Origin of the sequence: Mesorhizobium sp. B3-1-7, assembly GCF_006439385.1 — a bacterium.
In the GTDB taxonomy this organism is placed as follows: domain Bacteria; phylum Pseudomonadota; class Alphaproteobacteria; order Rhizobiales; family Rhizobiaceae; genus Mesorhizobium.
Window position 1 is genome coordinate 155,189 of the sequence record NZ_VFTL01000005.1, and the last position, 21,075, is coordinate 176,263.

A 21,075-nucleotide genomic window follows, 5' to 3' on the forward strand; every position below is an offset into this window, starting at 1 on the left:
TCCGCCTTTACTTGACGTCTGCCGCGACTTTCAGCGAGACGATCTTGTCGGGATCCTGCACAGGCTCGCCGCGCTTGATCTTGTCGACATTCTCCATGCCTTCGATGACCTGGCCCCACACCGTGTACTGGCGGTTGAGGAAGGCGGCATCGTCGAAGCAGATGAAGAACTGCGAATTCGCCGAATTCGGGTTCTGGGCTCTAGCCATCGAGCAGGCGCCGCGTCCGTGATTGGCGTTGGAGAATTCGGCCTTCAGGTCCGGCTTGTCGGAGCCGCCCATGCCCGCGCGCGACGGCGCATAGCTGGGCTTGCTCGAATTGCCGAACTTGACGTCGCCGGTCTGCGCCATGAAGCCATCGATGACGCGGTGAAACACCACGCCGTCATAGGCGCCTTCGCGCGCCAGCTCCTTGATGCGGGCAACGTGGCCGGGCGCCAAGTCAGGATACATTTCGATGACGACCTGTCCCTTGGTCGTTTCCAGGATGAGCGCGTTCTCGCGGTCCTTGATCTCAGCCATGTCACAAAATCCTTTTGAAAATTGAGGGAGTTACTTGCTGTCGGCGGCGATGCGGACCTTGATCATGCGGTCGGGGTCGGTGACCGTTCCGTTGTCGGCCTCGTCGCCCTTCTTGATCTTGTCGACGAGGTCCATGCCGCCGACGACCTTGCCGACGATGGTGTACTGGCCGTCGAGGTTCGGCGCGGGCGCGAACATGATGAAGAATTGCGAGTTCGCCGAATTCGGATCCTGCGAGCGGGCCATACCGATCACGCCGCGCGTGAACTGCTCGCTCTGCGAGAATTCGGCCGGCAGGTCGGGAAGATCGGAACCGCCGGTGCCGACGGCTTCGGGGTTGAAGCCCTTCTTCATATTGCCGAATTTGACATCGCCGGTCTGCGCCATGAAGCCGTCGATGACGCGATGGAAGGCGACGTTGTCATAGGCGCCGTCGCGCACCAGCTTCTTGATCTGCGCGACGTGCTTGGGCGCCAGGTCGGGACGCAACGCGATGGTCACGTCGCCGTCCTTCAGCGTGATGATCATGGTGTTTTCCTTGTCGGCGGCGACGGCCGGCATGGATGCCGCGAAAAGGCCGGCAAGCACGACGAGGAACGAAGCGAGCTTCTTCAGCTGCATAGGAATCTCCGGGAAGCCTATTTGGTGAACTTGGCGGTGAGCGCGCCGGCGACGGCCGCTGGCACGAAAGGACGGATGTCGCCGCCCATCGACGCAATCTGGCGCACAAGTGTGGCGGTAATGGTGCGCACGGACGGGCTGGCGGGCAGAAAAACCGTCTGCAACTCCGGCGCCATCGTCTCGTTCATGCCCGCCATCTGCATTTCGTAATCGAGGTCGGTGCCGTCGCGCAGCCCCCGGATCATGATCGAGGCGCCGTGCTTGCGGGCCGCGTCGATGACAAGGCCGTCAAAGGAAACGACCTTGATGCGACCGCCGTCGCGGCCGAACTCGGCCTTGGTTGCCGCCTCGATCAGCTCCACGCGTTCCTCGAAGGAAAACAACGGCTTCTTGCCCGGATGGGTGCCGATCGCCGCATAGACGGTGTCGGCCACCGCCAGCGAGGCCTTGAGCACGTCGAGATGGCCGTTGGTCAGCGGGTCGAAGGAGCCGGCATAAAGGGCGGTGCGTTCGGTCATGGCAGGCTTCTAGCGAGCCTCTCGAACAAAGGCAAATCCCATCGATTGCCCGGCCGTGAACCTTTTCGCGCCGATGAACGACAGATGAATGCGACGATCACGAACATTTCACGCAGCGTTCACTAAGTTGCCGCTTCAAGGGGTGAAACCAAATCCCCATGTCATCGTTGTAAGTCCAGGAGAACACGCAAATGCTGATCTACATGCTTGCCACTGCAATGACCATCGTGATGCTGATCGCGACCGCATTTGGGTTGCATCAGGAAGCAGCGCGGGTGCGCGTCAAGGCCAACACCAAGCGGCTCGATGGTTTCGCCCATCGCAACGTTTATCGTCGCCACTGATCTCCACCATGACCGAGCCGGCCCAAAGGGCCTGTTAAGCCGGGTGAAAGCCTATTCGCTCCCGCCCATATCGTCGTCCGCGCCAGTCTCGCTCGAAGACACCTCCTCGACCTCATCGTCGGCCTGCGGCTCCGAAATCCGCTCCACCGACACGACCTTCTCGCCTTCGGCCGTGTTGAAGATCGTCACGCCCTTGGTGGCCCGGCTGGCAAAGCGTATGCCGTAGACCGGCACGCGGATGACCGTGCCGCCATCCGAAACCAGCATGATCTGATCGTCATTGCCGACCGGGAAGGTCGCAACCAGCCGGCCGATCTCAGCTACCTTCGACACATCGGTGGCGCGGATGCCTTTGCCGCCGCGGCCCGTCAGCCGGAAATCGTAGGAAGACGAGCGCTTGCCGTAGCCATACTCGGTCACCGTCAGCACAAGTTTTTCATGCGCCTTAAGGAACTCGTAGCGCTCCTCGGAAAGCTCGGCTTCCTCGCCGATTTCCTCATTGGTGAGCGCAATTTCTTCCTCCTCGGCCGCGCCGCCGGCGGCAAGCCGGCGCTCGACCGCGGCGCGCTTCAGATAGGCGGCGCGCTCGGCGGGTGACGCATCGACATTCTCGATGATGGACATCGAGATGATGCGGTCGGTTTCGGCCATGGTTATGCCGCGCACGCCGACGGAATTGCGGCTCTGGAAGACACGCACATCGGAGACCGGGAAACGGATGCACTGGCCGGAATTCGCGGTCAGAAGCACATCGTCATTGTCGGTGCAGGTCTCGACGCCGAGGATCTCGTCGCCCTCTTCCTCCAGCTTCATGGCGATCTTGCCGTTGCGGTTGACCTGGACGAAGTCGGACAGCTTGTTGCGGCGCACGGTGCCGCGCGTGGTCGCGAACATCACGTCGAGCTCGCCCCAGCTGGTTTCGTCCTCCGGCAGCGGCATGATCGTCGTGATGCGCTCGCCCTGCTCGAGCGGCAGCATGTTGATCAGCGCCTTGCCGCGCGATTGCGGGTTGCCGATCGGCAGCCGCCAGACCTTTTCCTTGTAGACGATGCCGCGCGATGAGAAGAACAGCACCGGCGTGTGCGTGTTGGCGACGAACAGGCGGGTGACGAAATCCTCTTCCTTGGTCGACATGCCGGAGCGGCCCTTGCCGCCGCGGCGCTGCGCTCGGTAGAGCGAGAGCGGCACGCGCTTGATGTAGCCGGAATGGCTGACGGTCACGACCATGTCCTCGCGCTGGATCAGGTCCTCGTCTTCCATATCCGAACCGCCGTCGGTCAGCTCGGTGCGGCGCGGTGTGCCGAACTCGTCACGGACCGCGATCAACTCATCCTTGACGATCTGCTGTATGCGCGCGCGCGACGACAAAATATCAAGGAAATCAACGATTTCAGCGCCGATCTGGTTCAACTCATCGGCGATCTCGTCGCGGCCGAGCGCGGTCAGGCGCTGCAGGCGCAGGTCAAGGATGGCGCGCGCCTGTTCCTCGGACAGATTATAGGTTCCATCCTCGTTGATGCGGTGGCGCGGATCGTCGATTAGCTGGATCAGCGGAGCGACGTCGTGTGACGGCCAGCGCCGCTCCATCAACTGCTCACGCGCCGTCTGCGGATCCGGCGCGGTGCGGATCAGCTTGATCACCTCGTCGATATTGGCCACGGCGATCGCCAGGCCGACCAACACATGCGCCCGCTCGCGCGCTTTCCGCAGCAGGTATTTGGTGCGGCGGCTGACGACTTCCTCGCGGAAGCCGACAAAGGCCTTCAGCATGTCGATCAGCGTCAGCACTTCCGGCTTGCCGCCGTTGAGCGCCACCACATTGGCGCCGAACGAGGTCTGCAGCGGCGTGAAGCGGTAGAGCTGATTGAGGACGACGTCGGCCACGGCGTCGCGCTTCAACTCCACGACGACGCGGTAGCCCTGGCGGTCACTCTCGTCGCGGATGTCGGAAATGCCCTCGATGCGCTTGTCGCGCACCAACTCGGCCATCTTCTCGATCATCGAGGCCTTGTTCACCTGATAAGGAATCTCGGTGACGACGATGGATTCGCGGTCATTGCCGCGCTGCTCGATCTCGACGCGACCGCGCATGACGATCGAGCCGCGGCCCGTCGAGTAGGCGTTGTAGATGCCCGAACGGCCAAGCACGATGCCGCCGGTCGGGAAATCCGGACCGGGCACGATCTCCATCAGCGCCGTCAGGTCGATCGCCGGATTGTCGATGAGAGCGATGGCGCCGTTGCAGACCTCGACGAGATTGTGCGGTGGAATGTTGGTGGCCATGCCGACGGCGATACCGCCGGAACCGTTGACCAGAAGGTTCGGGAAACGGGCCGGCAGCACCTTGGGCTCGCTGCCGGACGCATCGTAAGTATCCTGGAAATCGACAGTTTCCTTGTCGATGTCCTCCAAGAGCTCATGCGCGACCTTGGTGAGCCTGGACTCGGTGTAGCGCATCGCCGCCGGCGGATCGCCGTCGATCGAGCCGAAATTGCCCTGACCGTCGATCAGCGGCACGCGCAGCGACCAGTCCTGCGCCATGCGCACCAAAGCATCATAGATGGAAGCGTCGCCATGCGGATGGTATTTACCCATCACGTCGGCGACCGGGCGGGCCGACTTCACATATTTGCGGTTCCAGTGGTAGCCGCTCTCATGCGAGGCGTAGAGGATGCGGCGATGCACGGGCTTGAGGCCGTCGCGCACGTCGGGCAGCGCGCGGCTGACGATCACGCTCATGGCGTAATCGAGATAGGAGCGCTGCATCTCCTCGATGATCGAAATCGGCTCGATGCCGGTGGGGCCACCATCAGGCCCGCGCGGTGTCTTCTGGTCGGTCAAATCAGGTCACAATCCAGTCGGGAATCACTGCATGCTTATATAGGAAGCCTCGCCGAAACTCCAATGTCGGCCGGACTTTTCCAGAGACAATTTTGATGGTAATTTCAAATGGATACCGCTGATTGCGACGATATGGCCACAGTCGTTTTCGCCGTCGTGCGGCAAGGTCGGCGATGGATCGCAAAAACCGCAAGCGCAATGAACCTGGCCTCCTGGTTGCCTTTGCGGGGCGCTGAGCGGCTGGAGTGTCAGGGACCTCAACGGCGATCTGGCGGCCGGCATCACGCTGGCCGCGATCGCCATTCCCGAGCAGATGGTGACGGCACGCCTCGGCGGCTTTGCCAAGGACACGACGCCTTTCAGCGAATTCATCGGGGCGGATTTCCTGCGTCGGCGCATCGACCGCAACGCGGTTGCCAAGAACTTCGACAAGGCGATGAAGCAAGCGCTCGTTCTGGCCAAAGGTAAGGACGCGGATTACCTGCCGGGCTGGCGCGGCCCGACATCGGACTGACAATAAATCCGGCTGACAGCGACAGACCTCATCGGCCCGCGCGGCGGGCGCGATAGGCGCCGGGAGCTTCCCCCATCTCGCGCCGGAACCGGCGGTTGAAGGTCGACAGATCGTTGAAACCGGCGCCGAAAGCGATCGTCGAGATCGCGGCATTTGACGTGCGCAGTTGCACCGCGGCGCGGTGCAACCTCGTCCTCAGCAGGAACTGGTAGGGCGTCATGCCGGCAACGTGCCGGAAAATGCGCAAGAAATGAAACGGGCTGGTCGCCGTGCCGTCGGCAAGCTCGGTCAGCGACAGCGGCCGTTCGGCATTGAGCTCGATCAGCCGCACCGCCTCGGCAACGCGTTTCTGGTCGCGACGGCTGGGTATCCGGGTAGGTCCGGAGGAGTCTGTCGCAGCCGCGGCAACCGCGCCGGCCATGCGCAGGCCGAGTTCCTCGAACGCTCCGTCGTCACCGGTTTCTCGCGCCGCCTCCGCCTCGGCCAGTAGCGGCGCCAGCGCCGGCAAGGGCGGCAGGCGCGGATCGGCGAAGCCCAGTCGCTTCGCGCCCGGCAGTTCGGCCACGACGCGCTCCAGATAGGCCGGCGAGAAATGGAAGGAGAGGCAGCGGTCGCCGGCGCCGTGCTCATGCCCGCATTCGTAGCAGGCGCCGGGATTGCCGAGCAGGATGGCGCCCGGCGCCAGCATCGCCGTGCCCTGGCTCGTGCGATAGCGGAACGTGCCCCTGGTCACCGCGGCGACGCAGAAGCTCCGATGCTCTTCCTCGAACGGCCTGTCGCCGGCGACTGCCGTGCAGATCACGTCGGACACCTGCCAGCCATGTCCGCAAGCCAGAGTTTTCTGCGCGGTGGTCATGGCTGAAGGATAGCAATTTTTCCCAAGCGAAGAACCCAGGCATGCCGCTATTGCTCGCCCTCTCCTGACAAACGAGGCAGCAACAATGACCGATCCCTTTGCCGAGGCCCTGCACAGCGACGGCCCCACCCCGGATCTCGCTGAAAAGCTGAAGCTCTATGGCCGCTTCATCGGCGCCTGGACCTTCGACGCCACACGCATCCTCGAGGATGGCACCAGGCTCACCGGGCGCGGCGAGGTGCATTTCGGCTGGGTTCTCGAAGGCAGGGCCGTGCAGGACGTCTGGATCCTGCCTGCGCGCGACGCCGGCCCCTCTCCGTCGCTCGGACCATGGACCTTCTACGGCACGACGTTGCGCGTCTACGATCCCGGTGCCGACGCCTGGCACATCTTCTGGAGCGATCCGCGCAACCAGTATTACAGCCGGCAGCTCGGCCGCGCCGAGGACGACACCATCGTCCAGGTCGGCGCCGACGGCACCGGCGCGTCGGTGCGCTGGAGCTTTTCGCGCATCACCGGGAACTCGTTCCGCTGGCTCGGCGAACGCTCGCAAGACCGCGGCGCGACCTGGCGCATGGAGGTCGAATTCCTGGCCCGCCGCAAGACTCCAGCCTGAGCGATCAACCAATTGTAATCATGGAGGAAACAATGCTTGACCATGTCTCGATCGGTGTCCGCGACGCCGGCGCTTCGAAACGCTTCTACGATGCCGCGCTCGAGCCGCTCGGTTATTCCTGTCTCAGCCAGTCGCCCGGCTCCCTCGGTTATGGCGCCCAAACAGTCCAGCTTTGGGTGAACGACGCCGAACGGCCGGTTCCGGCCGAAGCGGAGTCTGGCTTGCATTTCTGTTTCTCGGCGTCGACGCGCGCCAGCGTCGACGCCTTTCACGCCGCGGCATTGCATGAAGGCGGCAAGGACAACGGCGCGCCCGGACTCCGGGCGGCCTATGGGGACAACTACTACGCCGCCTTCGTTATCGACCCGGACGGCTACCGCCTGGAAGCCTTTTGCGGCAGGCCCGAATAGCCGGCTGTTTTCCCCTTCCGCGCTGTTTCCAGCGCCTGGGCTTTGCTCTACCAATTGCAGAGTCTGGGCTTCGCCCGGCGGGAGGGGACCAGCGATGCCGAGTTTCGACAGCCTGTTCAACGCCTTCGTCACCATCCTGGTGACCATCGACCCGCCGGGGCTGGCGCCGCTCTTCCTCGCCGTGACGCGCGGCATGAACCGCGAGGAGCGTCAGCAGGTCTCGGTGCGCGCTTCGGTGATTGGCTTCCTGGTCATGGCGCTGTTTGCGATCGCCGGCGCCTCGATCCTGTCGGTGTTCGGCATCACGCTGCCGGCCTTCCGCGTCGCCGGCGGTTTTCTCTTGTTCTTCATCGCCTTCGAGATGGTTTTCGAGCGCCGCCAGGACCGCAAGGAAAAGATCGGCGACGTCGCCATCACCAAGGACATGATCCACAACATCGCCGCCTTCCCGCTGGCGATCCCGCTGATCGCCGGCCCCGGCGCCATTTCGGCAACCGTGCTCTTATCGGGACATTTCGAGGGCTTTGCCGCCCAGGCAGCGCTGGTCAGCATCATCTTCCTCTGTCTCGTCATCACCTATCTGGTGTTCGTGCTGTCGGAACGCATCGACCGCATCCTCGGCCAGACCGGCCGCTCGATCCTGACCAGGCTTCTGGGTGTCATCCTGGCGGCCTTGGCGGTGCAGTTCGTGGCCGACGGCGTCAGGGCGCTGATGGCCGCTTGAGCAGTACCCTACTGCCTACTGCCTACTGCCTACTGCCTACTGCCTACTGCCTACTGCCTACTGCCTACTGCCCTACTGCCGCCGTTTCGACCACTTCAAAATCATGCGTGATGGTCGCCGTCTTCGCCATCATGGCGCTGGCCGAGCAGTATTTCTCGATCGACAGGTCGATCGCGCGTTTCACCTTGTCGTGCGACAGGGCGCGGCCCTTGACGATGAAATGCATGTGGATGCGCGTGAACACTTTTGGATCGGCCTCGGCCCGGTCGGCGGCGAGCTCGACCACGCAATCCTCGACCGCCTCGCGTCCTTTCTCGAGGATGTGCACGACGTCATAGGCCGAGCAGCCGCCGGTACCGATCAGCACCAGCTCCATCGGGCTCGGTCCCGGCGTCTTGCCATCAGGCCCGTGCGCGGTGCCCAGCACGACCTTATGGCCGCTGCCGGATTCGCCGACGAAGGTCCGTTCCTCGACCCATTTGACGCGTGCTTTCACGTTGATCTTCCTTACGAGGTTCCTGCCGCCCTACTGGCCGAACACGACGGCGTGCATGATCCGGCCAGGCAGCAGCGTGAAGATGCCGGCGCCGACCAGCGCGAACAGATAGAGCTTGATCATGGCGCCGCGATGTGCGGTCACCTTATGCGTGTGCGCATACCAAGCCGCCAGCGGCACGGTGACCAGCACCAGGATCGACAACAGATGGATCGGACTGAACGGGCCGATGAGCCGGATTTGCTGGATCCAGAAACTGGATATGGCGATGACCAGCATCAGCGCCACCCAGGCATAACCCATCACCCGGTGCCGCGTATTGCCCTTGGGCAGCGCCAGCTGGGCGCCGCCCACGGCGAGCGCGGCGAAGGCCGCGAATGCATGCCATGGAATGGGAGGAGGCGCCGACAGAAGCGGTCCGAGCGACATCGCGCCTTCCCTTCAGACGACCGTTTCGAGACGCTTAGAACGGGATCTCGTCGTCCAGCTCGCGCGACGAGCCGCCGCCACCGCCGCCCCTGGAACCGCCACCGCCGCCACGACCTTCATTCGGACCGGACTGGCCGAAATCCGAGCCACGGCTGCTGCCGCCGCCGGAATAGTTGCCGACCTGGCCGCCGCCGCCCTCGCCGCGCGCGTCGAGCATTTGCAACTCGCCCCGGAATTTCTGCAGCACGACCTCGGTCGTGTATTTGTCGGCACCGGTCTGGTCTTGCCATTTGCGGGTTTGCAGTTGGCCCTCGACATAGACCTTCATGCCCTTCTTCAGATACTGCTCGGCCACCTTGGCGAGCTGGTCGTTGAAAATGACGACGTTATGCCACTCTGTCTTTTCCTTACGCTCGCCCGAGTTCTTGTCGCGCCAGCTTTCCGACGTGGCGATGCGAATGTTGACGACCGGATCACCGGAATTCAGGCGGCGGATTTCAGGATCCGCTCCGAGATTGCCGACCAGAATGACCTTGTTGACGCTACCCGCCATCTTACTTCTCCGCGCTCATCCGAAACAAATTTTAAGTCGCTCACCTTACAGCCTGTGGGTCGCCGCCGCCCGCACCGGCTGGCTTTTCCCACAAGGTTTTTGTTCTCTTTTCGTTCTAGTCCTGGCCGCAGCCTCTGTCAAGGAATGTCAGCAACAGGTAGTATTCCTGCGCAGGAAACAAGGGGGACATCGGAATGAACATTGTTTCGCATGAGGATCAGCCGCGCGAAACGTGGCGAGCCGGAGTCGAAACCCGCATGCATGTTGCCGCCGTCAATGGCGCGACCGGCCTTTGTATATTCGAGCAGTGGGTCGGATCAGGTACCGGCGCGCCGACGCACGCGCACACGGTCGAGGAAGTGCTGACGGTGATTGCCGGCGAAGCCGAAATGTGGATCGACGACCGACGCGCCGTGCTCACGGCCGGGCACTCGCTGATCATTCCCGCGCACTGCAAACATGGCTTTCGAAACGTCGGTTCCGGCACGCTTCACATCCAAGCCGTGCTCGCATCGCCGGTGTTCGAGGCAAGCTTCGACGGAGCCGCGGCGCCGGTGAGACGCTGGACATCTTAAAACAACACTTGCCAAATCAATAAGTATCGACTTATGCTTCTATCATGATCGAAGCAGAGATTTTCCGCGCCCTGGCCGACCCGACGCGACGCGCCGTCTACGAGCGGCTGACCGCCGGCGAGATGAGCGTGAGCGAACTGCGCGCCGGCATGAGCGTGTCGCAGCCGGCGGTCTCGCAGCATCTTGCCGTGCTGCGCGTCGCCGGCCTGGTGGTCGAGCGGCGCGCCGGCCGCAACGCCTATTACCGCGCCGATCCGCAAGGGCTCGACCCGCTGCTCGGCTGGATCGAACGCTACCGCGCCTTCTGGCCGGAACGCATCGAGAAGTTGAAGACCGTTCTGAAGGGAATGGACCAATGACCAAAGCAGGGAACCCGACAGCGGCCGAGGCGCCGCTCAGCTTCGAATGCGACCTCCCCGAGCCGCCGGAAAAAGTCTGGCGGGCACTGACCGAGCCGGAGCTGCTCGCCGCCTGGATGATGCCGAACGACATGAAGGCGGAAGCCGGCAGCCGCTTCGCCTTTGCCGGCCCGGATGCGCCGATCGAATGCGAGGTGCTCGAGGCCGAGCCCGGCAGGCTGCTGCGCTATTCGTGGCGCGAGCGGCCTGGCGTGGACGATGGCGAACTCCCGGCCTTCGACAGCATCGTCACCTTCACGCTGGCGCGCACCGCTTCCGGCGGCACGCATCTCAGCATCGTCCATGACGGCTTCGCACGGGCAGCGCAGCCTCTCGTCGCCATCTCGGGGGCCGGCTGCGGGCTTTCGCTCGATGCGCGCAAAAATCCAATCGCCGCCAATGCGCCCTGCATGATGCTGCGCGGCCTGATCAGATCGAGGAGAAAAGCGATGAGCATTGCCAATCTGGTGCCGATGGTGATCGAGCAGTCGAGCCGCGGCGAACGCGCCTTCGACATATTTTCGCGGCTGCTGCGCGAGCGCATCGTCTTCATCAATGGCGAGATCAATGACAGCGTCTCGGCGCTGGTCTGCGCGCAGCTCCTGTCGCTGGAATCCGATCATCCCGACAAGGAGATCTCGATCTACATCAACTCGCCCGGCGGCATGGTGACCAGCGGCTTCGCCATCTACGACACCATGCAATACATCTCCTGCCCGGTGTCGACGGTGTGCATGGGTTTTGCCGCCTCGATGGGCTCCTTCCTTTTGATGGCCGGCAACCCGGGACGGCGCATCGCGCTGCCCAACACCCGCATCGTGCTGCATCAGCCGCTTGGCGGCTTCCAGGGCCAGGCTTCCGACATCCAGCGCCATGCCGAGGACATCGTGCGCACCAAGCAGCATATGACCGAGCTCTACGCCAAGCATTGCGGCAGGACCTATGAGGAGGTCGAGCGCACCCTCGACCGCGACTATTTCATGAGCGCCGCGGAAGCCAAGGACTGGGGTCTCGTCGACCACGTCTACGACACGCGCAAGAAAGCTGCCTGATATCGCGGGGCGGACGCGCGGCAAATTGATCGCCCTGCGTCTGGCTTCGCTCCAGCCGCGCCTCTATAGTTCGGGCATGCCCAAGCTGTTGCAAACCAGACATTTGTGCGTTGCCGCCGCCGCGCTTGCCGGCGCGCTGACGGCCGGTGCCGCGGTTGCCGACTACAGCTCATCGCAGAAGCTGCCCGGCGTCAGCGGCGACTACCGTATCGCCAAGCCGGCGCAGCAACCGGAACCCGACGACGCCCTGCCGGCCGGCAACGACGGCTCGTTCAGGATCGGCAACACCGATGTCAGGATCGGCGGCAGCATAACCATCGATATGGCCACGGGCGGCATGAAGCTGCCGAACCACTGAGCGTCCTGCCCCGGAAATTTGTCGGATTGGGTGGTGCCCTCAGCACAGTCGGCGCCTGTGGCGCAGGCCAAAGAACGCAAGAGCGCAAAAATGTAAGCCCCATCCCTGCTGCGCAGATGGATGGGGCTTCATGGATCTGAAATCCAACTTTAGCCGGGAGTGGACTGCCGGCGTTCTGTTTCGGATGCAACGCGGCTTCAACCGACGATCCGACTATCGTCTCTAATTGTAGGGAATCGGCAAGTCACGGTTTGTCGGGCTGGCGTTTCAAGTCTGCCCTGGCACTTATGCCCGCCGCGGCTCCATCTCCGTGTGGAGCCTCAAAGGACTGTCCGGTGGCGTCATGCTCCGCTCCTGGGTCCGTTGCGACAATGTCGTTCGAAGCGCTAATCGCTATCGCCTGCGGCGTCTCGCAGGCCGCCAGTTGGGCGGCGAGGCCATCGAAAGACGGCCGGCTTCGTTGACGCTTTCGAGACTGCTCCCCCCAGTCCGACACGTCAACCGTTGAATAGCCGGTTACCGAAAAATGTGATCGCGGAGGTTACGTCCAGGTAAGTCGAGCGCCTTCGTGAACCGGTTCGGACGCGGCGCAGGCGCGCTCTGTTTCCACAGTTTTGTCAGGAGCGTGTTCGGCCTTTGTTCTTTCCGCTTGCCCGCTCGCGCGAAAGGCGGTTAAACGCTTGTTGTCGAGATGTGTGGCGTCACTCGACTTGGCGGCGAAACCACCTACATAAGGGATGGCCGGGGAAAACCCGCCAATCCACCACATTCCAGACTTGAGGCGGCGACCGGCGATGGCCGACCATAAATACCTTTCCATTCGCGGGGCGCGCGAACACAATCTCAAGAACGTCGATCTCGACCTGCCGCGCGACAGCCTGATCGTGATGACCGGACTGTCGGGCTCCGGCAAGTCGTCGCTCGCCTTCGACACCATCTATGCCGAGGGCCAGCGCCGCTATGTCGAGAGCCTGTCGGCCTATGCCCGCCAGTTCCTGGAGATGATGCAGAAGCCGGACGTCGACCAGATCGACGGCCTGTCGCCGGCCATCTCGATCGAGCAGAAGACCACCTCGAAGAACCCTCGCTCGACGGTCGGCACGGTCACCGAAATCTATGACTACATGCGCCTGCTGTTCGCGCGTGTCGGCATTCCCTATTCGCCGGCCACCGGCCTGCCGATCGAGAGCCAGACGGTCAGCCAGATGGTCGACCGCGTGCTCGCGCTCGACGAAGGCACGCGCCTGTTCCTGCTGGCGCCGATCGTGCGCGGCCGCAAGGGCGAGTACCGCAAGGAACTGCTTGAGCTGCAGAAGAAGGGCTTCCAGCGCGTCAAGGTCGACGGCGTCTTCTACGAGATCGCCGACGTGCCGGCGCTGGACAAGAAGTACAAGCACGACATCGACGTCGTCGTTGACCGCATCGTCGTGCGCGGCGATCTGGCAACCCGGCTTGCGGATTCGATGGAGACCGCGCTGAAGCTTGCCGAGGGCCTTGCCGTGGCCGAGTTCGCCGACCGGCCGCTCGACGCCAGCTTGACCGGCGAGGATTCCGTCAACAAGTCGAAGAACGAGACGCATGAGCGCATCCTGTTCTCGGAGAAGTTTGCCTGTCCGGTATCCGGCTTCACCATTCCGGAGATCGAGCCGAGGCTGTTCTCCTTCAACAACCCGTTCGGCGCCTGCCCGACCTGCGATGGCCTCGGCAGCCAGCGCGCCATCGATCCCAACCTCGTGGTGCCGGACGAGAACATTTCGCTGCGCGACGGCGCCATCAGCCCGTGGGCGAAGTCGACCTCGCCCTATTACGCGCAGACGCTGGAAGCGCTGGGCAAGGCTTATGGCTTCAAGCTCGGCGACAAGTTCAAGGACCTGAGCACGGAGGCGCAGGAAGCCGTGCTGCGCGGCACGGGCGAGCGCGAGATCACCTTCCAGTATGACGACGGGTTGCGCTCCTATAAGACGACCAAGACTTTCGAGGGCGTCATCCCCAATCTCGACCGGCGCTGGAAGGAAACGGAATCGGCCTGGATGCGCGAGGAGATCGAGCGCTTCATGTCGGCCACCCCCTGCCCGGCCTGCAACGGCTACCGGCTGAAGCCTGAAGCGCTGGCGGTGAAGATCGGCGGCAAACATATCGGCGAGGTCACGGAGCAGTCGATCCGCAAGGCCGATCAATGGTTCACCGATCTGCCGGGTGAGCTCAACGACAAGCAGAACGAGATCGCGGTCCGCGTGCTCAAGGAAATCCGCGAGCGGCTGCGTTTCCTCAATGATGTCGGCCTCGACTATCTGACGCTGTCGCGCAATTCCGGCACGCTGTCGGGCGGCGAGAGCCAGCGCATCCGGCTGGCCTCCCAGATCGGCTCCGGCCTGACAGGCGTGCTCTATGTGCTGGACGAGCCGTCGATCGGCCTGCACCAGCGCGACAATTCACGCTTGCTCGAAACGCTGAAGCATCTGCGCGATATCGGCAATACGGTGATCGTGGTCGAGCATGACGAGGACGCCATCCTGCATGCCGACTACGTCGTGGACATGGGCCCCGCCGCCGGCATCCATGGCGGCGAGATCATTGCTCAGGGAACGCCGCAGCAGGTGATGGCCAATCCCAATTCGATCACCGGCAAATATCTGTCGGGTGCGCTCGAAGTGGCGACGCCTGGCGTGCGGCGCGAAGCGAAGAAAAACCGGCGCATCAAGGTTGTCGGCGCGCGCGGCAACAATCTGAAGAATGTGACGGCGGAAATCCCGCTCGGCACCTTCACCGCGGTCACCGGCGTGTCGGGCGGCGGCAAGTCGACCTTCCTGATCGAGACCCTGTTCAAGGCGGCCTCGCGCCGCATCATGGGCTCGCGCGAGCATCCGGCCGAGCATGACCGCATCGAGGGGCTAGAATTCCTCGACAAGGTCATCGACATCGACCAGTCGCCGATCGGCCGCACGCCGCGTTCCAACCCGGCGACCTATACCGGCGCCTTCACGCCGATCCGCGACTGGTTCGCGGGCCTGCCCGAAGCCAAGGCGCGCGGCTACCAGCCGGGCCGCTTCTCCTTCAACGTCAAGGGCGGCCGCTGCGAGGCCTGCCAGGGCGACGGCGTCATCAAGATCGAGATGCACTTCCTGCCCGATGTCTATGTCACCTGCGACGTCTGCCACGGCAAGCGCTACAACCGCGAGACGCTCGACGTCCTGTTCAAGGGCAAGTCGATCGCCGACGTGCTCGACATGACGGTCGAGGAAGGCGTCGATTTCTTCTCGGCGGTGCCGGGCGTGCGCGACAAGCTGGAGACGCTGAAGCAGGTCGGCCTCGGCTACATCCATATCGGCCAGCAGGCGACGACTTTGTCGGGCGGCGAGGCGCAGCGCATCAAGCTCGCCAAGGAATTGTCGCGCAAGGCGACCGGCAAGACGCTCTACATCCTCGACGAGCCGACCACCGGCCTGCACTTCCACGACGTCGCGAAGCTGCTCGAAGTGCTGCACGAACTGGTCGACCAGGGCAACACGGTGGTGGTGATCGAGCACAATCTCGAGGTGATCAAGACCGCCGACTGGGTGCTCGATCTCGGCCCCGAGGGCGGCGACGGGGGCGGCGAGCTGGTGGCGTCGGGCACCCCGGAAGCGATCGTGCGCGAAAAGCGCAGCTACACCGGGCAGTTCCTGAAGGAGCTTCTGGAGCGCCGTCCCGGAGGCAAGCGCGAAGCGGCCGAGTGATGACGAACAACGGTCTCGTCTCCGTCGAAAGCCGCTTCGGCGTCACAGAGACGATCGATAGGCTCGTTGAAACCATCACGCGCGCCGGATTGCGCGTCTTCGCACGGATCGACCATGCCGCCGGCGCGCATGAGATCGGTGCGCCGCTGCGTCCAACCGAATTGCTGATTTTCGGCCATCCCAAAGGCGGCACGCCGTTGATGCAGGACAAGCAAACAGCCGGCATCGACCTGCCGATCAAGGCGCTGGCCTGGGAGGACGAGCAGGGCAAGGTCTGGCTGTCCTACAACGACGCGCAGTGGCTGGCGGAGCGCCATGGCCTCGGCGACGCCAGCCGCGACGCCGTTGCGACGATTGCGGCAAGCATGAAAAAGGTTGTCGCGGCCGCTGCCGGAGTGGACCAATCATGAGACTGGCCCGCCCCGACGATCTCGCCGCCGTCGTCGCGCTAACCGCCGAGGCCTATGCGCCTTACACGCCCATCTTCGGCGGACCGCCGGTCCCGGTCACCGAGGATTATGCGCCGCGCATCGAGCGCGGCGAGGTCTGGCTGCTGGAAGAAGGCTCACAGCTCGCCGGATTGATCGTCATCGAGCGTCATCCCGACCACGCCATGATCTTCAGCGTCGCCGTCGCGTCAGCTTTCCAGGGCCGGAAGCTCGGCATTGCACTGCTGGCTTTCGCCGACGAGCAGGCGCGGTCATGGGGCGTGCCGGAGGTGCGGCTCTACACCAATTCGCGCATGGAGCGGAACATCGCGCTCTATGCGGCCTACGGCTATCGCGAAACGGGTCGCCGGGCCAACCCGTACCGATCAGGATGGATCCTGGTCGATATGGTGAAGCCGGTCGACCGAGCGGCCTGATCGCATTTCAACGGAGGAGGAAGACGATGAGCCAAGGAAAGATCCGCTCCGGCATGGGCGGCTGGACTTTTGAGCCCTGGGATACCTCCTTCTATCCGGAGAAGCTCGCCAAGGCCAAGCAGTTGCACTATGCCAGCCGCCAAGTGCCGAGCATCGAGGTCAACGGCACCTACTATTCCAGCTTCAAGGAACCGACTTTCGTCAAGTGGGCCAACGACGCGCCGGACGGCTTCGTCTTCTCGCTCAAGGGCAACCGCTTCGTCACCAACCGCCGCGTGCTTGGCGAGGCGGGAGAGTCGATGATGCGCTTCCTCGGCTCCGGCGTCGCCGCGCTCGGCGACAAGCTCGGCCCAATCCTGTGGCAGTTCGCGCCGACCAAGAAATTCGACGCCGATGACTTCGAGGCCTTTCTCAAGCTTCTGCCGGAAAAGCAGGACGGCGTGGTGCTTCGCCATGCGCTCGAAGTGCGCAACGACAGCTTCATCGTGCCCGAGTTCCCGGCGCTGGCGCGCAAGTACAACGCCGCGATCGTCTATGCCGACCACGCGAAATATCCGGCGATCGCCGATGTCACCGGCGACTTCGTCTATGCGCGGCTGCAGACCGGCAGCGACGACAACCCCGACTGCTACACGCCGAAAGGCCTGGACGAATGGGCGGGACGGGTGAAGACATGGGCACAAGGCAAGCAACCCGCCGACCTGCCGCGCGCCGATCCCAAGACCGATGCTCCGGTCAAGCCGCGCGACGTGTTCGCCTACTTCATCACCGAGGGCAAGGTGCGCGCGCCATTCGGCGCCATGGCTCTGATGAAGCGGATCACCGATTGAGGCGAGCCTTCACTGCGGCCATATCCTTTTGTTTGAGCATCGGATCCTGCCTGCCTGGCGTCGGCTGCGCCTTGCCTCCGGCAGCTTCGTCGGAACTTACGGGGCGTCTTGACCGTTTTGCCTTTCTCGCCGGGAGCAGGTTTCCATAGCGGTTGAGCGTCGCGGAACAATGGCCCGGGCTCCGGCATCGGGAGAGCCCGAAGAAAGCGAGGTGATATGGCTGTCATCCTCATCGGGGCATTGCTCATTGTCGCCGGCATTGTGTACATGGCGGGTGCGGTCCTGAGGCGCGGGAAACTTAGCGATCCGGCACCTGCAGCCTCGGATCGCCCGATGCCAAACCTCACAACGCCTGGCCCGACGCTTGAGCCACGCCGGCGCGGCCTCGGTTTCCTCGGCCTCTCACAGAACTGGCCGGGTCTGCTGATGATGGGGGTCGGCATCATCCTGCTATTGTTGGTGGCGGTCTTCTGAATTAATGGCATCTTCACCGCTATCGTAACGTAATCGATACTTCCTTGCCGCACTAATGCACGCACGACAGGTTGCAGAGACCCGGCGGCGGCAAGGGCGAGTGCATGCTTCTCGACTACAATTCATTGCTGCTGGCCGTCGGCTTCTCCGCAGCCTGCCTCAGCCTCACACTGTTCGGAACATGGCTGACCGCCCGTTCCGACAAATTCCTGCTGACTTGGGCGATCAGCGTGCTGGTCGTCGTGGCCGAGGTCTTTGCCTACGAGGCTTATATTGAGAGACCCGGAACGGCCCTTGGCGTGCTGACGCTGGCGCTGCTGCTGCTCTGCTTCTCCGTGATGCTTGGCGCTGCCCATCAATTCAGGACAAGACGCTCGCCCTTGCCGTTTATCGCGCTTGGCGTCGGCATTTCCTATGCTCTCGCCTTGCCGCCCATGGCGATCGGCTATGACGGGCTGGGCTTCATGCTGGAAAACGCCCTGGCCGCGCTGCTGCTGTTCGGCACCGCGTATCAATATTGGCGGAGTCGCGCGGAGGCCCCCGTCCACCTCATCGGCGTGGCGCTGCTCTATTCGCTGACGGCCGCATCCTTCGTGCTGTGCGCGGCCGTGCTGGCATGGGACGGCAAGCTCGTCCTCGGCCATGCGCCGAGCAATTGGGCGGAGGATCTGAGCCTTGTCATCGTCATCGCCTCCATGACCGGCATCGGCGCATTGTCTCTGGCGCTCAACCAGGGGCGGCTAGCCCGCCATCATCAGCGCGAGGCGCAGACCGATGCCTTGACCGGGCTGCTCAACCGCCGCGCGTTGTTCGACCTTCACGGCAAGACACCCGTCGGCGCTTTCACGGCTGTGGTGGTGTTTGACCTCGACGGCTTCAAGGCGGTCAACGACCAGTTCGGTCACGCTGCGGGAGACGAGGTGCTGAAGGTCTTTGCCGAAGTGCTCTCCGCCGATCTGCGCCCGAGCGACTCGGTTGCCCGCATGGGCGGCGAGGAATTCGCCATGGTGTTGAGGCGCACCTTGCCCGAGACAGCCGAGGCGACGGCCGAACGTGTCAGGGCCGCCTTCGCCGCGCGCACGGTGGAGACAGAGACCGGCCCATTGCGCTGCACGGTCAGCGCCGGCTTCGCCTTCGGCAGTACGGACGGCATGAACTTCGACAAAGTGCTCAGGGCCGCCGACAAGGCGCTCTATGCCGCCAAGCGAGACGGCCGCAACCGCGTGCTCGCAGCAGCACTGCGCCGCGCGGGCTAGCTGTCGCTCGCAACCGTTACCTATTCGTCGGCATCGATCTCGCAGGCTTGCACGATCTTCGGGAGGTAGCTCTGGCAGAAGTCGAGATATGCCCTGACGATAGTCGATCGGTGGCGCTGTGGCGGATACAGCAGATTGATTGACCACTCAGGCAAGGGATACTGCTGTAGCAGCCTCACCAGGCGCTTCTCGCGAATGGGCGCGGCCGCCAGGAACGGCGGCAACTCTGTCACAACATCGCCGCCGAGCGCACGACTAAACAGGTGGTGATAGTCATTGGTGGACAGAATCGCGTTCGGTTCAATGACATGGTCGCCCAATTGCCAGCGGACAGGAGTATCGACGCGCGAGGCCCACACCGCGCACGGCAAGCGATGAAGCGCATCGGGATCGGCCGGCATACCGAAACGCTCGACCAACTTTGGGCTGGCGACGAGAATATTGCGGACGGACATCATCTGTCGCGCCACCATGCCCTCGTGAACGATCGCGCCGACCCGTAGGGAAATATCGATACCGTCCTCGATCAGGTCCAGCCGACGTTCGGTTGAGTAGACATAGATCTGTATGTCCGGATAGCGATGCTGGAAGGCGGTGAGCAAATCCCACCATGGCTGGACCGTCGGCGGAAAAGACAGCCGCAAACGTCCTCTCAACTGGGCCTGGTCGCTCACCACAGCCTGCTCTGCCTCCAGCAATGCCTCGACACCGCGAGCGGCGTGCTCGTACAGCCTCATGCCAGCGTCAGTCAGTCTGGTGCCGCGTGCCGAGCGGGCCAACAACTGCACGTTGAGCTGCCGCTCCAGTTCCCGGACACGGCGGCTCAGTGTTGGAAGGGGCATTCCGAGACGAGTCGCTGCCGCCGACAGGCTGCCCGCCTGGACGACCGCAACAAACATCCGCGTAGCGTTCAAATCCATGCGGCAGGCCTACCATATTTGATAGGATGGCTGTCAAGGCTGACTGTTCACTTCCACATCTGGCCGGCGTAGCAAACCCGGGATCGTAAGATTCCGACCCGGAGGGCACTATGAAGAAGGCCGGCATCAGGATTTTGATAGGCATGTCATTGTTGCTAGCGAGTTCCGTCACGTCGGCACAGGCAAGTCCTTCGACAGCCCAAGCCGTCACATTCGAAAACTACAACCGCGCGCAGACCGATGTTTATTTCGCCGGGGTGGTCAAGAGCGGCGGCTTCGGGAAATTCCGGCATGGCCGCGAGCTCGCCCCTCCCGTGCAGCAAGGCATCGTTCGCCCCAACCGCGACACGCTGTACTCGTTTGTGATTGTCGATCTCGACGCCGGGCCGGCGACCATTACGCTGCCGGACCCAGGCAGGCGCTTCATGGGGCTACAGGTCGTCAATGAAGATCAATACACCCGGGCCACTTTCTACGATGCCGGCAGTTACAAGCTAACCCGGGATACGATCGGCACTCGCTATGCGATTGCCGTCGTGCGTTTCCTTGTCAACTACACGAACAAGGCGGATATCGAACAGGTTCACGCGCTGCAGGATGCGGTGCAATTCTCTCAGGAGGGGACAGGCACGTTCGACGTCCCCAACTGGGACGAGGCAAGCCTCAAGAAAGTGCAGGCGGCGCTCTTGCAGTTGGGAACGACAGTTTCCGACACGCGCCGCATGTTTGGCGCCAGTGAAGATCAGGTCGACCCCGTCAAGCATCTGATCGGAAGCGCCATGCTTTGGGGCGGAGCTCCCGAGAAGGACTCTCTCTATCTTCCGACGACGCCTGCGCGGAACGACGGCGCCACGATCCACAAATTGACGGTTGGGGAAGTGCCTGTCGACGGCTTCTGGTCACTCACCGTCTACAACAAGGAAGGCTATCTCCAGCCCAACAAGGATAACGCCTATTCGGTGAACAGCCTCACCGCGAAAAAAGGGGCTGACGGTGCCGTCAGCATCCAGTTCGGCGGGTGCGACGGCCAGGTCCTGAATTGTCTGCCGATCACACCCGGTTGGAACTACACGGTGCGCCTCTTTCGACCGCGGGCAGAAATCATCGATGGCAGGTGGTTATTTCCGTTGGCGCGACCTGAGAGTTGAGGTTGGCACTCGTTGCATCTGCAGTCGAGATTGAACGCAAG

General features: G+C 63.1%; 24 protein-coding genes and 2 pseudogenes. 17 read left to right on the top strand and 9 right to left on the bottom strand.

Annotated features, from left to right (window positions below; translation table 11 throughout):
- Positions 1-7: 7 nt before the first annotated feature.
- The 3 genes from FJ417_RS06110 to coaD all read right to left on the bottom strand — a co-directional run bounded on the left by FJ417_RS06110 (position 8) and on the right by coaD (position 1,659).
- Positions 8-520: a peptidylprolyl isomerase gene (locus tag FJ417_RS06110; RefSeq protein ID WP_140642858.1), complete on the bottom strand. Its 513-nt coding sequence runs from the start codon at positions 518-520 to the stop codon at positions 8-10.
- Between the two features lie 30 nt (positions 521-550).
- On the bottom strand, positions 551-1,081 hold the full coding sequence (locus tag FJ417_RS06115) for a peptidylprolyl isomerase (RefSeq protein ID WP_246687402.1): 531 nt from the start codon (positions 1,079-1,081) through the stop codon (positions 551-553).
- A gap of 77 nt (positions 1,082-1,158) precedes the next feature.
- Positions 1,159-1,659, bottom strand: a complete 501-nt coding sequence (coaD, locus tag FJ417_RS06120; protein ID WP_140642862.1) for a pantetheine-phosphate adenylyltransferase — start codon at positions 1,657-1,659, stop codon at positions 1,159-1,161.
- Between the two features lie 191 nt (positions 1,660-1,850).
- Here coaD and FJ417_RS06125 point away from each other — a divergent pair, with 191 nt between their 5' ends.
- Positions 1,851-2,003: a hypothetical protein gene (locus FJ417_RS06125; RefSeq protein ID WP_095765297.1), complete on the top strand. Its 153-nt coding sequence runs from the start codon at positions 1,851-1,853 to the stop codon at positions 2,001-2,003.
- Positions 2,004-2,054: 51 nt separating this feature from the next.
- On the opposite strand, the gene gyrA is transcribed toward FJ417_RS06125, so the two are convergent.
- Entirely contained in the window at positions 2,055-4,844 is a 2,790-nt protein-coding gene (gyrA, locus tag FJ417_RS06130) for a DNA gyrase subunit A (protein WP_140782848.1), read from the bottom strand.
- A gap of 325 nt (positions 4,845-5,169) precedes the next feature.
- Between gyrA and FJ417_RS06135 the strand changes: the two are divergent.
- Positions 5,170-5,358: pseudogene (locus tag FJ417_RS06135) on the top strand (chromosome partitioning protein ParB); the annotation flags it as partial.
- A gap of 28 nt (positions 5,359-5,386) precedes the next feature.
- On the opposite strand, the gene FJ417_RS06140 reads toward FJ417_RS06135, so the two are convergent.
- Entirely contained in the window at positions 5,387-6,214 is an 828-nt protein-coding gene (locus FJ417_RS06140) for an AraC family transcriptional regulator (protein ID WP_140782849.1), read from the bottom strand.
- 85 nt (positions 6,215-6,299) lie between these two features.
- On the opposite strand from FJ417_RS06140, the gene FJ417_RS06145 reads away from it, so the two are divergent.
- The 3 genes from FJ417_RS06145 to FJ417_RS06155 all read left to right on the top strand — a co-directional run bounded on the left by FJ417_RS06145 (position 6,300) and on the right by FJ417_RS06155 (position 7,964).
- Positions 6,300-6,830, top strand: coding sequence for a hypothetical protein (locus FJ417_RS06145; RefSeq protein ID WP_140782850.1), 531 nt, complete (start codon positions 6,300-6,302; stop codon positions 6,828-6,830).
- Between the two features lie 32 nt (positions 6,831-6,862).
- Positions 6,863-7,240, top strand: a complete 378-nt coding sequence (locus tag FJ417_RS06150) for a VOC family protein (protein ID WP_140782851.1) — start codon at positions 6,863-6,865, stop codon at positions 7,238-7,240.
- Positions 7,241-7,334: 94 nt separating this feature from the next.
- Complete coding sequence (locus tag FJ417_RS06155) at positions 7,335-7,964, top strand: MarC family protein (protein WP_140642873.1); 630 nt, start codon at positions 7,335-7,337, stop codon at positions 7,962-7,964.
- Between the two features lie 64 nt (positions 7,965-8,028).
- On the opposite strand, the gene FJ417_RS06160 is transcribed toward FJ417_RS06155, so the two are convergent.
- The 3 genes from FJ417_RS06160 to FJ417_RS06170 are packed head-to-tail and all read right to left on the bottom strand — an operon-like array spanning position 8,029 to position 9,442.
- Positions 8,029-8,460 carry an OsmC family protein gene (locus FJ417_RS06160; protein ID WP_140782852.1) on the bottom strand — a complete coding sequence of 144 codons (432 nt, stop codon included), beginning with the start codon at positions 8,458-8,460 and terminating at the stop codon, positions 8,029-8,031.
- 30 nt (positions 8,461-8,490) lie between these two features.
- Entirely contained in the window at positions 8,491-8,889 is a 399-nt protein-coding gene (locus tag FJ417_RS06165) for a DUF2306 domain-containing protein (RefSeq protein WP_140782853.1), read from the bottom strand.
- 34 nt (positions 8,890-8,923) lie between these two features.
- Complete coding sequence (locus FJ417_RS06170) at positions 8,924-9,442, bottom strand: single-stranded DNA-binding protein (RefSeq protein ID WP_140642880.1); 519 nt, start codon at positions 9,440-9,442, stop codon at positions 8,924-8,926.
- Between the two features lie 194 nt (positions 9,443-9,636).
- On the opposite strand from FJ417_RS06170, the gene FJ417_RS06175 reads away from it, so the two are divergent.
- The 11 genes and pseudogenes from FJ417_RS06175 to FJ417_RS06220 all read left to right on the top strand — a co-directional run bounded on the left by FJ417_RS06175 (position 9,637) and on the right by FJ417_RS06220 (position 18,966).
- A complete protein-coding gene (locus FJ417_RS06175) occupies positions 9,637-10,017 on the top strand; it encodes a cupin domain-containing protein (protein WP_246677190.1) in 381 nt (126 codons plus the stop codon).
- A gap of 44 nt (positions 10,018-10,061) precedes the next feature.
- Positions 10,062-10,376 carry a metalloregulator ArsR/SmtB family transcription factor gene (locus FJ417_RS06180; RefSeq protein ID WP_140782854.1) on the top strand — a complete coding sequence of 105 codons (315 nt, stop codon included), beginning with the start codon at positions 10,062-10,064 and terminating at the stop codon, positions 10,374-10,376.
- Positions 10,373-10,741 (top strand): annotated as a pseudogene (locus FJ417_RS33780) (SRPBCC domain-containing protein); the annotation flags it as partial. The gene FJ417_RS06180 and the pseudogene FJ417_RS33780, both read left to right, overlap by 4 nt.
- Positions 10,742-10,864: 123 nt before the next feature.
- Entirely contained in the window at positions 10,865-11,467 is a 603-nt protein-coding gene (locus FJ417_RS33470) for an ATP-dependent Clp protease proteolytic subunit (protein WP_140642887.1), read from the top strand.
- Between the two features lie 76 nt (positions 11,468-11,543).
- Entirely contained in the window at positions 11,544-11,825 is a 282-nt protein-coding gene (locus FJ417_RS06190) for a hypothetical protein (RefSeq protein WP_140782890.1), read from the top strand.
- Between the two features lie 794 nt (positions 11,826-12,619).
- Entirely contained in the window at positions 12,620-15,541 is a 2,922-nt protein-coding gene (uvrA, locus tag FJ417_RS06195) for an excinuclease ABC subunit UvrA (RefSeq protein WP_140782856.1), read from the top strand.
- A complete protein-coding gene (locus FJ417_RS06200; RefSeq protein WP_140642892.1) occupies positions 15,541-15,951 on the top strand; it encodes a DUF302 domain-containing protein in 411 nt (136 codons plus the stop codon). The genes uvrA and FJ417_RS06200 overlap by 1 nt, the downstream gene beginning before the upstream one ends.
- Positions 15,948-16,406, top strand: a complete 459-nt coding sequence (locus FJ417_RS06205; protein ID WP_140642895.1) for a GNAT family N-acetyltransferase — start codon at positions 15,948-15,950, stop codon at positions 16,404-16,406. The genes FJ417_RS06200 and FJ417_RS06205 overlap by 4 nt, the downstream gene beginning before the upstream one ends.
- A 26-nt stretch (positions 16,407-16,432) precedes the next feature.
- A complete protein-coding gene (locus FJ417_RS06210) occupies positions 16,433-17,236 on the top strand; it encodes a DUF72 domain-containing protein (RefSeq protein WP_140642898.1) in 804 nt (267 codons plus the stop codon).
- Between the two features lie 216 nt (positions 17,237-17,452).
- Positions 17,453-17,710 (top strand): hypothetical protein, encoded by a 258-nt coding sequence (locus FJ417_RS06215; protein WP_140642900.1) that lies wholly within the window; start codon positions 17,453-17,455, stop codon positions 17,708-17,710.
- A gap of 104 nt (positions 17,711-17,814) precedes the next feature.
- Complete coding sequence (locus FJ417_RS06220; protein ID WP_140642902.1) at positions 17,815-18,966, top strand: GGDEF domain-containing protein; 1,152 nt, start codon at positions 17,815-17,817, stop codon at positions 18,964-18,966.
- Positions 18,967-18,986: 20 nt separating this feature from the next.
- Here FJ417_RS06220 and FJ417_RS06225 read toward each other — a convergent pair whose 3' ends face one another.
- Complete coding sequence (locus FJ417_RS06225) at positions 18,987-19,886, bottom strand: LysR family transcriptional regulator (protein ID WP_140782857.1); 900 nt, start codon at positions 19,884-19,886, stop codon at positions 18,987-18,989.
- 110 nt (positions 19,887-19,996) lie between these two features.
- Here FJ417_RS06225 and FJ417_RS06230 point away from each other — a divergent pair, with 110 nt between their 5' ends.
- Positions 19,997-21,034 carry a DUF1254 domain-containing protein gene (locus FJ417_RS06230; RefSeq protein WP_140782858.1) on the top strand — a complete coding sequence of 346 codons (1,038 nt, stop codon included), beginning with the start codon at positions 19,997-19,999 and terminating at the stop codon, positions 21,032-21,034.
- Positions 21,035-21,075 lie beyond the last annotated feature (41 nt).

What these genes read in the sequence shown, in the direction of transcription:
- FJ417_RS06180 (WP_140782854.1), top strand. Translation starts at nt 10,062, where the DNA reads ATGATCGAAGCAGAGATTTTCCGCGCCCTGGCCGACCCGACGCGACGC.
- FJ417_RS06190 (WP_140782890.1), top strand. Translation starts at nt 11,544, where the DNA reads ATGCCCAAGCTGTTGCAAACCAGACATTTGTGCGTTGCCGCCGCCGCG.
- FJ417_RS06170 (WP_140642880.1), bottom strand. Translation starts at nt 9,442, where the DNA reads ATGGCGGGTAGCGTCAACAAGGTCATTCTGGTCGGCAATCTCGGAGCG.
- FJ417_RS06150 (WP_140782851.1), top strand. Translation starts at nt 6,863, where the DNA reads ATGCTTGACCATGTCTCGATCGGTGTCCGCGACGCCGGCGCTTCGAAA.
- FJ417_RS06125 (WP_095765297.1), top strand. Translation starts at nt 1,851, where the DNA reads ATGCTGATCTACATGCTTGCCACTGCAATGACCATCGTGATGCTGATC.
- FJ417_RS06145 (WP_140782850.1), top strand. Translation starts at nt 6,300, where the DNA reads ATGACCGATCCCTTTGCCGAGGCCCTGCACAGCGACGGCCCCACCCCG.
- FJ417_RS33470 (WP_140642887.1), top strand. Translation starts at nt 10,865, where the DNA reads ATGAGCATTGCCAATCTGGTGCCGATGGTGATCGAGCAGTCGAGCCGC.
- FJ417_RS06205 (WP_140642895.1), top strand. Translation starts at nt 15,948, where the DNA reads ATGAGACTGGCCCGCCCCGACGATCTCGCCGCCGTCGTCGCGCTAACC.
- FJ417_RS06215 (WP_140642900.1), top strand. Translation starts at nt 17,453, where the DNA reads ATGGCTGTCATCCTCATCGGGGCATTGCTCATTGTCGCCGGCATTGTG.
- FJ417_RS06110 (WP_140642858.1), bottom strand. Translation starts at nt 520, where the DNA reads ATGGCTGAGATCAAGGACCGCGAGAACGCGCTCATCCTGGAAACGACC.
- FJ417_RS06165 (WP_140782853.1), bottom strand. Translation starts at nt 8,889, where the DNA reads ATGTCGCTCGGACCGCTTCTGTCGGCGCCTCCTCCCATTCCATGGCAT.
- coaD (WP_140642862.1), bottom strand. Translation starts at nt 1,659, where the DNA reads ATGACCGAACGCACCGCCCTTTATGCCGGCTCCTTCGACCCGCTGACC.
- FJ417_RS06210 (WP_140642898.1), top strand. Translation starts at nt 16,433, where the DNA reads ATGAGCCAAGGAAAGATCCGCTCCGGCATGGGCGGCTGGACTTTTGAG.
- FJ417_RS06155 (WP_140642873.1), top strand. Translation starts at nt 7,335, where the DNA reads ATGCCGAGTTTCGACAGCCTGTTCAACGCCTTCGTCACCATCCTGGTG.
- FJ417_RS06220 (WP_140642902.1), top strand. Translation starts at nt 17,815, where the DNA reads ATGCTTCTCGACTACAATTCATTGCTGCTGGCCGTCGGCTTCTCCGCA.
- FJ417_RS06230 (WP_140782858.1), top strand. Translation starts at nt 19,997, where the DNA reads ATGAAGAAGGCCGGCATCAGGATTTTGATAGGCATGTCATTGTTGCTA.
- uvrA (WP_140782856.1), top strand. Translation starts at nt 12,620, where the DNA reads ATGGCCGACCATAAATACCTTTCCATTCGCGGGGCGCGCGAACACAAT.
- FJ417_RS06140 (WP_140782849.1), bottom strand. Translation starts at nt 6,214, where the DNA reads ATGACCACCGCGCAGAAAACTCTGGCTTGCGGACATGGCTGGCAGGTG.
- FJ417_RS06175 (WP_246677190.1), top strand. Translation starts at nt 9,637, where the DNA reads ATGAACATTGTTTCGCATGAGGATCAGCCGCGCGAAACGTGGCGAGCC.
- FJ417_RS06200 (WP_140642892.1), top strand. Translation starts at nt 15,541, where the DNA reads ATGACGAACAACGGTCTCGTCTCCGTCGAAAGCCGCTTCGGCGTCACA.
- FJ417_RS06115 (WP_246687402.1), bottom strand. Translation starts at nt 1,081, where the DNA reads ATGCCGGCCGTCGCCGCCGACAAGGAAAACACCATGATCATCACGCTG.
- FJ417_RS06225 (WP_140782857.1), bottom strand. Translation starts at nt 19,886, where the DNA reads ATGGATTTGAACGCTACGCGGATGTTTGTTGCGGTCGTCCAGGCGGGC.